Genomic DNA, 14,089 nt, shown 5'->3' with positions numbered 1-14,089 from the left:
TACTCCGAAGCGACTGCGCTTACTCAGCGCAGTCTTCTTCCTCAATTGTCAGGTTCTGATTAGTAAAGACACAGATGGAACCGGCAATGTTCAGTGCCGTTTCAGTGATTTCACGGGCGCTCAGATCGGTCTTCTGCAGCAGTGCTATGGCTGCGGCCTGGGCGTAGCCACCACCGGAGCCCATGGCGATCAGGCCGTGTTCGGGTTCGACCACATCGCCGTTGCCGGTAATGATCAGCGAGGCGTCTTTGTTGGCGACTGCCAGCATGGCTTCAAGGCGGCTCAGGGAGCGGTCGGTGCGCCAGTCTTTGGCCAGCTCAACTGCTGCACGAACCAAATGGCCCTGGTGTTTTTCCAGTTGTGCTTCAAAGCGTTCGAAGAGAGTGAAGGCGTCTGCGGTGGCACCGGCAAATCCTGCCAGAACCTTGCCGTGGTACAGGCGGCGAACCTTTTTCGCGTTGCCTTTCATCACGGTATTGCCGAGGGAAACCTGGCCGTCGCCGCCCATGACGACTTTGCCGTTACGGCGGACAGAAACGATGGTGGTCAAGGGGGAAATCTCCACGCAGCGAGGCGAAAGTGCCTGATGTGCAAGAGATTGGGGCGCGAGGGGGAAGCTTCAAGCCCTGGGCGCAGATACTCCGACAAAATGTCGCGTAAATGCGCGCAGGGCCTGGCTTTACTGGACTTGGCGCTGCTGTAACAACAAGTTGCTGTAGCCGCTGGCTGCCAGGGATTTTTGTGCCTGACCCAGCTGCTCGCGACTGGCGAACGGGCCGACCATCACCCGGTACCAGGTTTCATCGCGTACGGTGCCTGACTCCACCTGCACGTTCTGACCCAGCAGAATCAGCTGGGCGCGCAGGTTGTTTGCGTCGTCTTTGCGGCGGAACGATCCGGCCTGCAGGAAGAACTGCGAGGTGACCGGGCCTTTGGCCACAACAGGCGGCGGTGGCGGAGTCTGGCCGCTCAGGGCTGCCAGTGCGCGGGCTTCGTCGATCTTCTTGGCCTCCTCCGGCGTTACCGGCTTTTGTTCCGGTTTCTTCGGTGGTGGCGTTGGCTCGATCGCCTGCGGCGGCAGGATGACTTCCGACTCCGGCAGCAGTGTGTAGAAGTCATATTTTGGCTTGGCCGGTTCCTTCGGCTCGGGTTTGGCTGGCTTGGCCGCTTGCGCGTTACGGCCCTGATCAGGCCGCTCGCGTTTGATGTCGTCCTTGCCTGGTTCCAGACTGAACAGAAAGACCATGAAGCCACCAATAACCAGGCCGCAGACCAGCCAGAACCAGCCCGGGACCGGCTTTTTCGCCGGAGGCTGGTAACGACTTGCGCCTCGCTTGGGTGCAGGTTTCTTCTTGGCTGCCACTTACATGCGCTCCAGAGTTTCCAGACCCAGCAGCTGCAAGCCCTGCTTCAGGGTGCGACCGGTCAGTGCAGCCAGGCGCAGGCGGCTTTGCTGAGTGGCCGGGTCTTCAGCGGTGAGGATCGGGCAGTGCTCGTAGAAGCTGGAGAACAGCCCGGCGAGATCATACAGGTAGGCACAGAGCAAATGAGGGACGCCTTTGTCGGCGACACCATTGAGCACTTCAGAGAACTGCGCCAGCTTGGCACCCAGTTCGATCTCTTGTGGCGCTTGAAGGTTCAGTTGGCCTTCGATCTGATCAAAGCTCTTGCCCAGTTTGCGGAATACGCTGGCTACGCGGGTGTAGGCGTAGAGCAGGTACGGCGCGGTGTTGCCTTCGAAGCTGAGCATCAGCTCGAAGTTGAAGCTGTAGTCGCTGGTGCGGTGCTTGGACAGGTCGGCGTATTTCACCGCCGAGATGCCCACAGCACGGCCAATCTGGCGCTGTTCGTCTTCGCTCAGGTCCGGGTTTTTGCCTTTGACCAGGTTGTAGGCGCGTTCTTCGGCTTCGATCAGCAGGTCGATCAGTTTGACCGTGCCACCGTCGCGGGTTTTGAACGGACGACCGTCCGGGCCGTTCATGGTGCCGAAGCCCATGTGTTCCAGTTGCATTTCCGGGTGGACGAAGCCCGCGCGGCGAGCGACTTCAAAGGCCATCTGGAAGTGCAGGGCCTGGCGCTGGTCAACAAAGTACAGGGCGCGGTCAGCATGCAGCTGCTGGCTGCGGTAGCGCATGGCAGCGAGGTCGGTGGTGGCGTACAGATAGCCGCCACCGGCCTTTTGCACGATCACCGGCAGCGGGTTGCCTTCGGCGTTTTTGAATTCTTCGAGGAAGACGCACTGCGCGCCGTTGTCTTCGGTCAGCAAGCCTTTCTCGCGCAGAGCTTCAACAATGCCCGGCAGGTCGTCGTTGTAAGCGCTTTCGCCCTTAACGTCGGCCATCGACAGCTTCACGCCGAGCAGGTCGTATACCTGCTGGCAGTGGGACAGGGAAATGTCGTTGAAGCGGTTCCACAGGGCCAGGCACTTCTCATCACCGGCTTGCAGTTCAACCACCAGCTCACGGGCGCGGTCGGCAAACTCCGGGGATTCGTCAAAGCGCTTTTTGGCCGCGCGGTAGAAGCCTTCCAGATCGGACAGCTCGCTTTCGGCGGCTTCCGGGTTGGCTTCCATAAAGGCCAGCAGCATGCCGAACTGGGTACCCCAGTCGCCAACGTGGTTCTGGCGGATAACGTCGTCGCCAAGGAATTCCAGCACGCGGGCAACGCCGTCACCGATGATGGTGGAGCGCAGGTGGCCGACGTGCATTTCTTTGGCCAGGTTCGGCGAGGACAGGTCGATAACCACTTTCTGCGCCGCGCCAGCTTTGCGCACGCCGAGCTTGGCGTCAGCCAGGTAGCCATCAAGACGAGCCGCCAGGGCTTGGGTGTTTTGATAGAAGTTAAGGAAGCCGGGGCCGGCGATTTCCACTTTGCTGATCTGCTCGTCAGCAGGCAGCGCGGCAATCAGTTTTTCGGCCAGATCACGTGGCTTCATGCCCGCCTGCTTGGACAACATCATGGCGATGTTGCTGGCGAAGTCACCGTGGGTCTTGTCCTTGGTGTTCTCCACCTGAATGGCCGGGCTCAGGCCTTCAGGCAGCACGCCTTCGGCAGTAAGGCGGGTCAGGGCTTGCTGGATCAGGTGGCGAATAGTGTCTTTCATGGTCTGCTCAGTCGGCCGTTTGGGCGGCGGCGCGCAATGCGCTGGTTGAAAACTGGGCATTATCGACGGCCTTGGGCGGTGGCTTCAAGCTGCACGTAGAGGGTTCCGGCCAGTGGGCGTCTGTCAACGCTGATCCGGGACTGAGTGTTCGCGACTGAAGTCGCTCCTACAAGGTGTGTACAGCCCTGCGGGAGCGGCTTTAGCCGCGCAGAATGAGCTGCTCAGATGCGGCGCAATGGCGTGCCGCGCACCGGCGCACCGTTGGCTTTGTAATACGGGGCGGTGCTGCGTGGCAGCGGTGTGCGGCCCCGGATTTTGTCAGCGATTTTCTCGGCCATCATGATGGTCGGGGCGTTGAGGTTGCCGGTGACGATGATCGGCATGATCGACGCATCCACCACGCGTAGTCCCTGCATGCCATGCACACGGCCCTGGCCATCGACCACTGCCATGTCATCTTCGCCCATCTTGCAGGAGCAGGACGGGTGATAGGCGGTTTCCGCGTGTTCGCGGATAAAGGTATCCAGCTCGGCATCGCTCTGAGCGTGCAGGCCTGGGCTCAGCTCGCGGCCACGGTAAGGGTCCAGCGCTGGTTGGGCCATGATTTCGCGGGTGATACGGATGCCGTCACGGAACTCCTGCCAGTCCTGCTCGGTGGACATGTAGTTGAAGAGGATGCTCGGGTGTTGGCGCGGGTCTTTCGATTTAATCTGAATACGGCCACGGCTTGGTGAGCGCATGGAGCCCATGTGTGCCTGAAAGCCGTGTTCCTGTACACCTTTACTGCCGTTGTAGTTAATCGCTACCGGGAGGAAGTGGTACTGAATATTGGGCCACTCAAACTCCGGGCGGGTGCGGATAAAACCACCGGCTTCAAACTGGTTGCTGGCGCCCAGACCTGTGCCGAAGAACAGCCACTGCGCGCCGATGGCAGGCTGATTCCACCACTTGGTGGCCGGGTAAATGGAGACCGGCTCCTTGCAGGCGTATTGCTGATACAGCTCCAAGTGGTCTTGCAGGTTTTGGCCAACACCGGGCAGGTCATGCACCACGGGGATGTCCAGTGAACGCAGCAGGTCTGCCGGGCCAACGCCGGAGCGTTGCAGAACTTGCGGTGAGGCAATCGCACCGCCACAGACGATCACCTCACGCTGAGCGTGGGTGGTATGCAGGGTGTTGTCGTTGCCCAGCAGGTAGGCCACGCCAATGGCGCGCTTGCCGCTGAACAGAATGCGGTCGGTCAGAGCGTGGGTGACGATGGTCAGATTGGGACGCTGGCGGGCCTGATCGAGATAACCTCGGCCTGTTGCTGCGCGGCGGCCTTGCGGGGTGACGGTGCGGTCCATCGGGCCGAAGCCTTCCTGCTGGTAACCGTTAAGGTCGTCGGTGCGGGGGAAACCGGCTTGCACACCGGCTTCAATCATGGCGTGAAACAGCGGGTTGTTGCCGTTCTTTGGCGTGGTCACGCTCACCGGGCCGTCGCCGCCGTGGTAGTCGTTGGGGCCGATGTCGCGGGTTTCAGCTTTGCGGAAGTACGGCAGGCAGTCCAGATAGCTCCAGTCTTCCAGCCCTTTAAGTCGCGCCCAGCCGTCGTAATCCATGGCGTTGCCGCGGATGTAGCACATGCCGTTGATCAGCGATGAGCCGCCCAAGCCTTTGCCGCGCCCGCATTCCATGCGGCGGTTGTTCATATAGGGTTCCGGGTCGGTCAAATAAGCCCAGTTGTAGCGCCGGCCTTGCAGGGGATAAGCAAGGGCAGCAGGCATCTGGGTACGGAAGTCGAGGCGGTAATCCGGGCCGCCGGCCTCAAGTAGCAGCACACTGACGTCGGCGTCTTCGGTCAGGCGGGTGGCCAGCACATTACCGGCAGAGCCGGCACCGATGATGATGTAGTCGAACGCATGAGTCATGGAACCACCTACTGCAGACCTGAATGAGGGCAAAGCAAGTCAAGCCCCGTTGCCGGGGCTGGAATGAGGAAGTCAGAACACCGAGTTGTAAGCACCCAGCTCGACCTGAACGGATTTGATGCGGGTGTAATGGGTCAGGGTGGCCAGGCCGTTTTCGCGGCCAACGCCGGATTGTTTGTAACCGCCGACCGGCATTTCCGCCGCCGACTCGCCCCAGGTGTTGATCCAGCAAATACCGGCTTCCAGTTGATGGATCACGCGATGGGCACGGGTTACGTCGCGGGTGACGACACCGGCAGCGAGGCCGTATTCGGTGTCATTGGCGCGGCGGATGACTTCTTCTTCCGTGTCATAGATGAGGATGCTCATCACCGGACCAAAGATCTCTTCGCGGACGATGGTCATCTCGTCACGGCAATCGGTGAACACAGTCGGCGCCACATAAGCGCCTTTGCCATACTCGCCATCGGTCACGCGGTGGCCGCCGACCAGCAGACGGGCACCTTCAGCGCGGCCTTTTTCGATGTAACCGAGCACGCTTTCCATGTGAGCAAAACTCACCAGCGGGCCGAAGTTGGTGGCGTCGTCCAGCGGGTCTCCGAGGCGGATGCGTTTAACCCGCTCCAGCACCTTGGCTTCAAAACGGGCTTGCAGCATGCGCGGCACAAACACGCGGGTGCCGTTGGTGCAGACCTGGCCGGAGCTGTAGAAGTTGGCCATGACGGCGATATCGGCGGCGCGGTCCAGATCGGCATCTTCAAAGATGATCAGCGGCGATTTGCCGCCCAGCTCCATGGTCACTTCTTTCAGGGTCGAGCTGCTGGCGCTGGCCATGACTTTTTTGCCGGTCACCGTGCCGCCGGTGAAGGAGACTTTCTCGATGCCAGGATGTTCAGTCAGCCACTGGCCGACCTCGCGGCCACTGCCAGTGAGCACGTTGAATACGCCGTCCGGTACGCCTGCTTCGGTGTAAATCTCAGCCAGCTTTACCGCGCTCAGGGAAGTGACTTCGCTGGGCTTGAAGATCATCGCGTTGCCAGCAGCCAGTGCCGGGGCGGATTTCCACATAGCGATCTGAATCGGGTAGTTCCAGGCGCCGATACCCGCAACTACGCCTAGCGGCTCGCGGCGGGTGTAGACGAAGCTGGTGTCGCGCAGCGGGATTTGTTCGCCCTCGATGGCCGGAATCAGGCCCGCGTAGTACTCCAGTACATCCGCGCCGGTGACGATATCCACATAGCGGGTTTCCGAGAGTGGCTTGCCGGTGTCGAGGGTTTCCAGCTCGGCCAGCTCATCGTTGCGCTCGCGCAGGATGTCCACAGCTTTACGCAGGATGCGTGAGCGCTGCATGGCAGTCATTGAGGCCCAGACCTTTTGCCCGGCTTGAGCGCTGGCGACGGCTTTATCCACATCCTCACGGGTGGCGCGTTGGACTTTACCCAACACTTCACCGGTAGCGGGGTTGATGCTGTCAAAGGTTTCGCCACTGCTGGCGGCTACGTAGCGGCCACCGATATAGAGCTGTTGTTCACTGAAACGGGGCATGGCAAATCCTCTGAAGCATGCGGAAGTTGAGCTCCAGTGAGGGTATGCAATTTATATTGAACGCTCAATCAACAAAAACGACGGAGGAAAAGCCAATCACGACATAGAGGGCAATTGAGGTCATTGCACTGCTGTGCTTTAGGTGGGAACGGCTTCAGCCGTGAACAGGCTGGCAGCAATACGGACTTTGAAGGTAGATGCGATTCGCGGCTAAAGCCGCTTTTACGGGAGTCTTTAGGCGTTGGCCTTGGCTAACTGCAGATCGACATATTCAACAGCAATATTCTGTGCCAGCTCGACATCGAAGGCTTCGCCGCTCAGTGCGCCACGCAGCCACAGACCGTCGATCAGCGCCGCCAACCCGCGGGCGGCTGCTCGTGCTTGGGGCTGTGGCAAGGCAAGGCGGAACTGGAAACAGATATTGGAAAACAGGCGATGGTCGTTCACCCGTTGCAGGCGGCGCAGGGAAGGGTGATGCATGCTGCTGGCCCAGAAGGCGAGCCAGGTTTTCATCGCCGGGCCGTTGACCTGAGAGTCGTCGAAATTGCCCTGAATAATCGCCCGCAAATGAGCCCGAGGGTCGTTCTCCGGCAGGGCTGCGCGGCGCTCCTGCATGGCGTTACTCAGTGCCTGCATCAGGTGGCGCATGGTGGCCTCAAGCAGGCCGTTCTTATCCTTGAAGTAGTGACTGATGATGCCGTTGGAAACCCCGGCAATCCGCGCAATCAGAGCGATGCTGGCATCGTTCATGCCCACTTGATCAACTGCTTCCAGGGTGGCTGCAATCAACTGCGAACGACGAATCGGCTGCATTCCGACTTTAGGCATCGGATTCTCCGTATCAGTGGCTGGGCGCGAATGGGCGAAGTCTAGGCCTGTCGCGGGTTGTCAGGCAAATGGGGTGCTGAAACCTTCCAGCCGATAATTACAGCTTGTTCTTCTCCTGAGAGCGGCTGCTGGATTTCAATACCTCTTTTTGGCTCCCACATGCTTAGCTTATCCAGACATTGCGACCAGCTCTGCCCGTGTTCAAGAACCTTATGTACTGACACCATAAGAAGGAGCTGTATTGGTAGTTAGAATTGGGCGCAAGTGCTTGAAGAGCTTCGTGGTCACGTTCAATTTAATTACGCCATTTGTTTTGCGTGTAGTCGTGAATTAGCTTCATCTCAACAAAAGCAGACTGTTCGACATCTTGTTGAAAAATCAGAAGATCGCCATAACGTTTATTGCTGTTCGTTTCGACGGGGTGCTTGGGTTTAATAGAACACTTGTTTTAGGTGCTGATCAGAGTGAAATAAAGCTCTCAACTGAACCACTCCTCAAATGAATAGCCGTTTTTCCGAAACTCACCTGATTTCTGGGCGCTTCGTTGCAGAGTCGTCCGCAGGCAGCGATCTAATATTTCCAGCATGTAGGGTTAGTTCCATGTGTATCTGATGGGGTTGGCAGTGCCAAATCTGAACGCTTCGGGTATACGTCGACCTAGGTACATTTTTTTGATTTCTTCATCGGCTTCACGCCCAATAAAACCTAGTCGTCCCGGTCGGTCCGGGCGTCCCGGAAAGTTCTGAGCTGTGGCTTCCAGCCATTTTTCGGGAATGTAGGCTGCCTTGATAATGCCTTTTTCAGAGGCCAGAACGATCTCGGTTTCCTTCGCCCGTTTCTGGCTAAGTTTCCACGCATATCTTGTTGCTTCATACAAGGGCCTTTCAGATGCGCTCCGGTTGATGCTGATCAACAGAATCCGATGATTGAATATTGCGGGCTCAGCCGAGTACTCCCTAATAATTTCATTGGCATGCATTGCGCCGCGTTCGCCGCTGCCTTCTCCTCCCATGATGTTGGTTAGGCCCGGATAGGCATCAATCAGGGCTGCTTCCACTTCCTTGGCTGTCGCCAAGTCCATGCCATGTCGATGGATTACATGGGCAACTTCAAAACCAGAGAGGCGTATTTCTCTGATACGCCTGAGCTTGTCACTGACTTCATCTGTTTCGCTCCCAAGCTCATCGTGGATATGTGCGTATAAACGATTACCAACGCCACGGCCTACGTAGAAGGTGTCACCATTTCTAGGGTCGATTAGCCTGTAAACGTAGTTTTTCAGGATTTCGATGATTTCAGCAGGGAAAGCTTCGATTTCTTTCGGGGGCATAGTGCTCTCACTTCATTCGATTGCATGCAGGGGCATGGGTCGAGAATTCAAGTCGGTAGTCTTGGGGTTATTTCTATGTCCCCTGAATTGATATCGACGCATACGTAGTAAATCCCAGGCTCATGTCTTGCAGAGTATCTAGGCGATGGTGCACCTGCGTTAAACATGATGATGCGATGTGTACTGTCTGCCGCTTTGCTTCTAAGTTTTTTAAGGGCGCTGGCTTTTTTACTATGGAAAAAAGATGGGGCAACATTGAAGGCTTCACCTGCAAGGCTGCAGGAGTCAGAGGTCGCACGTATATCGAAGCCGTTTTTATCTTCGTTCCCGAATTCGACGGTATATTCCGTAAAAGGGAATGCTTGCAATTTCAGCAGTCCGGCAATGCCATGCAGGATTACAAGGTCAGACATTATCCTGTTCGCGGCTTCAAATAACGTTACGCTTGGATAGGGACCGAGTCCAACCTGCTTACGCTTGAGGGCGGTTAATAGTGAGACGCCCGTGAGTCCTTGGATTGAACTCCCAACTGGTGCAATGCTTTCTGTGAAGGCTTCCAGGATTGCAGAGATGTTTGCAGCGTTCAGTGTTCTTATAGGCTGTTGCATATTCGTTTGGTCTGGTAATCCACAGTGTCGACTTGTCGGATTCTAAGCTGCTGCAATTTCTTAGCCCTACTCTGGGCTGTGAGGGGCCGCAATCAAAACGCGGATATGAAAAAAACGGGCCGAAGCCCGTTTTTTATTAACCTCAGAGTACGCCTTACTCCAGCCAACCAGCTACGCGCTCCGGGTTTTTCTCAACCCAGGCTTTGGCGGCTTCTTCTGGTTTTTTGCCGTCGCGGATTTCGAGCATGACGCTGCCGACTTCTTCCGCGCCCCAGGAGAATTTCTTCAGGAAGGCGGTGGCTTCAGGTGCTTTAGTGTTGATGCCGGGGTTGGCCACGGTGTCGATGCGCTCAGCTTCGCCGAAGACGTTTTTCGGGTCCTCAAGGAAGCGCAGTTGCCATTTGGCGAACATCCAGTGCGGAATCCAGCCGGTTACGACGATAGGTTTCTGGGCTTTTTCTGCACGGGCCAGGGCGGTGGACATGGCTGGGCCGGAGCTGGGCATCAGTTTGATTTTGGTCAGGCCGTATTCCTTCACGGCATCTTCAGCGCGGCGCATAACACCGGCACCGGCGTCGATGCCGATGATTTTGCCGTCGAAGTCAGCAGCGTAGGTGTCGAGGTCGGCGATGGTTTTGGCTTGTACATAGTCCGGGACGATCAGGCCGATTTTGGCACCGGCGTAGTTGGTGCCGAGCACCTCTACTTTGTCTTTGAGTTTCTCGTAGTACTCGCCGTGGGTGGCGGGCATCCAGGCGGAGAGGGTGGCGTCCAGGTCGCCGCGGGCTACGCCTTGCCACATGATGGCTGGTTCAACGGGTTTGAGTTCGACTTTGTGGCCGAGCTTGCTTTGCAGAATTTCGGCTGCAACGTGGGTGGCAGCAACGCTGTCGTCCCAGCCGTTGACGTAGCCGATCTTGAGGGTGGCTTTTTCGGCAGCAAGGGCGCTGCCGGCGCTGAAAGCCAGGGCGGCGAGGCCGAGGCAGAGTTTGCTCAGGGTGCGCATGGTAGTTCTCCGTCAGGTGGATGGCAGTTGTTGTGGTTGTGCATCCATGCGGACTTATTGGGTCTACTGGCACGGACGGTCACTCCCCCGCATGGCTGCATGCAGCCATGTTGAAATTGAGGGAGTGCGTCCGGGCAGTTGCGGGTTAAGCGATTACAGACCCAGGTGTTTTTTTACGGCAGCGAGGCCGTCCTGACCGTCGTAGGTGGTGACACCAGCCAGCCATTGTTCAAGGATGGCCGGGTTGGCTTTGATCCATTCGGCGGCCACTGTGGTTGGATTCTGTTTATCCAGAATCTTCTCCATCAACTGGCTCTCGATCTCTACGTTGAACTGCAGGTTATTGATCAGCTTGCCGACGTTAGCGCAGCGAGCTTCGTAGTCGGTGGGCACTACGGTGAAGACTTTGGCTGCGCCGAAGTCGGGACCGAAGACGTCATCACCGCCGTCCAGGTAGGTCATGTCGAACTGGGTGTTCATTGGGTGCGGGGCCCAGCCGAGGAATACCGCAGGTTCCTTTTTCTTCACCGCCCGCTGGACCTGGACCAACATTCCGGCTTCGCTGGACTCGATCATTTTGAAGTCGCCCAGGCCGAATTTGTTTTCTTTGATCATGCCGTCGATCAGCAGGTTGCCGTCGTTGCCCGGTTCGATGGCGTAAATCTTGCCGCCAAGCTGGTCTTTGAATTTAGCGATGTCAGCAAAGGTTTTCAGGCCTGCCTCTGCCGCATAGGTCGGAACGGCAAGGGTGTATTTGGCACCTTCGAGGTTGGCTTTAGGCAGTACTTTAATGCCGCCTTTTTTCAGGAACGGTTCAATTACCGAGTCCATCGATGGTGCCCAGTAGCCCAGGAAGATATCGACCTGACCGGTTTGCAGGCCGGTGAAGGCGATTGGGACCGAGGCCATGATTTTACGCGGTTGGTAGCCGAGCCCTTCAGATAGGGTCATGGCAACACCGGTTGTGGCGGCAATATCTGCCCAGCCAATTTCAGCAAAACGCACAGTCTTGCAGCTTTCTGGTTCCTGTGCCCATGCGCTTTGCAGCAGTGCCATGGAGAGCAGACTTACACCGGCGAGCTGTTGCAGCTTTTTCATATGCGGCCTCTTTGCTGGCTATTTGTAATTTATTGGCGTTGTAGTTTTGCGCTTACCCAACTAAAGAACGTGCTGCGTTTGGCTGCTTTGGTGGTGCCAAAACTTTCAGTGATGCGATCGAGAATGATCGCCAGCAACACCACGGCCATGCCGCTTTCAAAGCCCAGCCCGATATCCAGACGCTGGATACTCGCGAGAACGTCGTTGCCCAGACCGCCCGCGCCGACCATTGAGGCGATGATGACCATCGACAGCGCCATCATGATGGTCTGGTTAACCCCGGCCATGATTGACGGCATGGCATTGGGCAATTGAACTTTGAACAGCAGCTGCCTGGGTGTGCAGCCAAAAGACTGGCCGGCTTCGATCAGCTCTTTGTTGACCTGACGGATGCCCAGCGCAGTCAGGCGCACAGCCGGTGGCATGGCGAAAATAACGGTCGCGATGATGCCGGGCACGCGCCCCAGTCCGAACAGCATGGCCGCCGGAATCAGGTAAACGAATGCCGGCATGGTCTGCATGAAGTCGAGGATCGGCCGCAGGATGGTGGCAACCCGCTCGCTGCGTGCAGCCCAGATGCCCAGTGGAATACCCAGCAACAGGCTGATAAAGGTGGCGGAGAAGGTCAGGCCGAGGGTAACCACGGTCTGGTCCCAGAAGCCGGTCATGACGATAAGGCTGAAAGCCGCTGCGGTGAAGATGGCGAAGCTGGTACCGATACGCCACAGACCAAGGGCTACAAAGATGCTGATCAGAGCCCAGGCTGGCGGAGCCATTAGCAGGCTTTCGACAACTTCTGAAAAGCCATCGACGACACTGCCGATGCTGTTGAAGGCGTCGCTGTAGTTGTCCAGCAGGTGCTGGACGATGTCATTGACCCAACTGCCCAGGTCGAGTTTGTTATCGCTCATAGCTTTCTCCCTGCAGGCGGCTCAGCAGGCGGCCTTTGCTGATGGCGCCGCAGTAGCAGCCTTGTTGATCGACTACCGGTACCGGACCTTCGTTGTCGACAAGACGCTCGATGACTTCGTTTAGTGTGAGATCTTCGGGAATCGGTGTGACCGGTTTGAGCACCTTGTGATCCAGGGCAACGCTGTTGCCGCCTTCGACCAGCAAGGCGATCTTCTCCAGGCTGATCGAGCCTTTGAAGGTGTTCTGCTCGTCCACCACAAAGGCGTAGTGTTTGTCTTTGGCCAACAGTTCCTTACACACCATTTGCGCATCCGGTGCTTTGCCGTTGTGCACGTAGACCGGCACGCTGTCGGCCTTGAGCTGGCCAGCGGTGAGGTAGCGGTTGGTATCGACGGTATTGAAGAAGTTGCGCACGTAATCGTTGGCAGGGTTGTCGATCAGCTCTTGTGGTGTGCCGACCTGAATCAGGCGGCCACCTTCCATGATGCCGATGCGGGTGCCGATGCGGATGGCTTCTTCAATATCGTGGGAAACGAAGATGATGGTGCGGCGGTCGGTCTTTTGCAGTTCCAGCAGGATGTCCTGCATTTCCCGGCGCTTGAGTGGATCGAGGGCGGAGAAGGCTTCGTCCATGATGATCATGGATGGGTTAACCGCCAGTGCGCGGGCCAGGCCTACGCGCTGCTGCATACCACCGGACAGCTCGCCCGGCAGCTTGTGGGCAAAGGTGTCGAGGCCAACTTGCTTGAGCACGTGCATGGCGCGCTGTTCGCGTTCTTTTTTGCTTTTGCCTGCTACCTCCAGACCAAATGCTGCGTTTTCCAGCACGGTGCGCGAGGGCATCAGGGCAAAGGACTGGAAGACCATGCTCATGTCACGGCGACGCAGGTCGATCAGTTGCTTTTTGGGTAATTTGGCGACGTTCTGACCGTCGATGTAGACGTTGCCGGAGCTGGGTTCAACCAAGCGGTTAATCAGGCGGATAAGGGTGGATTTGCCTGAGCCTGAAAGGCCCATCAGGACGAAAATCTCGCCCTCTTCAACGCTGAATGAAACATCACTGACGCCGATAATGGCGCCTTTCTCTGCGAGAATCCTTTCTTTGCTCCAACCTTGCTTGAGCAGGTTGATGGCTTCCTGTGGCTCTGCGCCAAAAACCTTGTAGAGGTTTTCAACGACGATTTTTCCAGACTGCATGGGATGATTCCCCTTCAGTAGACATCCAGATCAGTGCTGCGGAACCACGCCATCGCCAGTTGGCGTTTGGGTGGTGATGCCGACTGTTCTTGCCTGTGTGGTTACCGGGTTGCTGGGTTGGGCAACGGTTAGCGCAATGGCTTTGAAACGCTGCAATATCACCGTTGTAGCCGCAGGGCTTGCAGCGGTTGGTTGCGAATGTTTTTAAGCCATTAAGCAATCCGTGTTCCAAATCCTCTGGCAGTGTTACGAAGCCCATCCTGGGATTTCGCAGAGCCTCCTGCTCTGCGCGTACATCCGAAATTTTTTATATGACCGATCTGCGTTCTCGCTGGCCGGTGCTTGTTGGTGTTCCGGTCCGGGCTTTGGTTTCCCGGTCTGTCTTGCACCTTTAAGTGCGACAGTGACGAATTCAAGTGACTCAACGATATAGTCTTCAGCCCTTGGCAATTGTCGGTTTGCGACCCTGACGTGTTGCCTCACGACATTGCCGGTATATGCCGGTCAGGCTGTTCAGGGCGCTTGTGCGTATGTCGTAAAAGCTCAAGTCCA

12 protein-coding genes are annotated in these 14,089 nt (G+C 57.2%); all 12 read right to left on the bottom strand.

Annotated features, from left to right (window positions below):
- Positions 1–19: 19 nt before the first annotated feature.
- On the bottom strand, positions 20–550 hold the full coding sequence (hslV, locus tag AO726_RS15735) for an ATP-dependent protease subunit HslV (RefSeq protein WP_058069049.1): 531 nt from the start codon (positions 548–550) through the stop codon (positions 20–22).
- 129 nt (positions 551–679) lie between these two features.
- A complete protein-coding gene (locus tag AO726_RS15730) occupies positions 680–1,363 on the bottom strand; it encodes an SPOR domain-containing protein (RefSeq protein WP_058069048.1) in 684 nt (227 codons plus the stop codon).
- Positions 1,364–3,103, bottom strand: coding sequence for an arginine--tRNA ligase (gene argS / locus AO726_RS15725; RefSeq protein WP_058069047.1), 1,740 nt, complete (start codon positions 3,101–3,103; stop codon positions 1,364–1,366). It abuts the gene before it with no gap.
- Positions 3,104–3,324: 221 nt separating this feature from the next.
- Complete coding sequence (betA, locus tag AO726_RS15720; protein ID WP_058069046.1) at positions 3,325–5,013, bottom strand: choline dehydrogenase; 1,689 nt, start codon at positions 5,011–5,013, stop codon at positions 3,325–3,327.
- Positions 5,014–5,085: 72 nt separating this feature from the next.
- Positions 5,086–6,558, bottom strand: coding sequence for a betaine-aldehyde dehydrogenase (betB, locus tag AO726_RS15715; RefSeq protein WP_058069045.1), 1,473 nt, complete (start codon positions 6,556–6,558; stop codon positions 5,086–5,088).
- A gap of 234 nt (positions 6,559–6,792) precedes the next feature.
- Complete coding sequence (betI, locus tag AO726_RS15710; protein WP_058069044.1) at positions 6,793–7,386, bottom strand: transcriptional regulator BetI; 594 nt, start codon at positions 7,384–7,386, stop codon at positions 6,793–6,795.
- Positions 7,387–7,978: 592 nt separating this feature from the next.
- On the bottom strand, positions 7,979–8,716 hold the full coding sequence (locus AO726_RS15705) for an LEM-3-like GIY-YIG domain-containing protein (RefSeq protein WP_058069043.1): 738 nt from the start codon (positions 8,714–8,716) through the stop codon (positions 7,979–7,981).
- A gap of 47 nt (positions 8,717–8,763) precedes the next feature.
- Positions 8,764–9,324, bottom strand: a complete 561-nt coding sequence (locus AO726_RS21020) for a hypothetical protein (RefSeq protein ID WP_082629158.1) — start codon at positions 9,322–9,324, stop codon at positions 8,764–8,766.
- Positions 9,325–9,478: 154 nt separating this feature from the next.
- On the bottom strand, positions 9,479–10,330 hold the full coding sequence (locus tag AO726_RS15695) for a glycine betaine ABC transporter substrate-binding protein (RefSeq protein ID WP_058069041.1): 852 nt from the start codon (positions 10,328–10,330) through the stop codon (positions 9,479–9,481).
- 153 nt (positions 10,331–10,483) lie between these two features.
- Positions 10,484–11,428, bottom strand: a complete 945-nt coding sequence (locus tag AO726_RS15690) for a choline ABC transporter substrate-binding protein (protein ID WP_058069040.1) — start codon at positions 11,426–11,428, stop codon at positions 10,484–10,486.
- A gap of 29 nt (positions 11,429–11,457) precedes the next feature.
- Positions 11,458–12,339 (bottom strand): ABC transporter permease, encoded by an 882-nt coding sequence (locus AO726_RS15685; protein ID WP_058069039.1) that lies wholly within the window; start codon positions 12,337–12,339, stop codon positions 11,458–11,460.
- Positions 12,329–13,537 (bottom strand): quaternary amine ABC transporter ATP-binding protein, encoded by a 1,209-nt coding sequence (locus tag AO726_RS15680; protein ID WP_058069038.1) that lies wholly within the window; start codon positions 13,535–13,537, stop codon positions 12,329–12,331. Before AO726_RS15680 ends, AO726_RS15685 begins: the two co-directional genes overlap by 11 nt.
- Between the last annotated feature and the right edge of the window lie 552 nt (positions 13,538–14,089).

Source organism: Pseudomonas sp. TTU2014-080ASC, from assembly GCF_001446935.1.
In the GTDB taxonomy this organism is placed as follows: domain Bacteria; phylum Pseudomonadota; class Gammaproteobacteria; order Pseudomonadales; family Pseudomonadaceae; genus Aquipseudomonas.
This window is presented reverse-complemented; position numbering and strand designations above follow the sequence as displayed.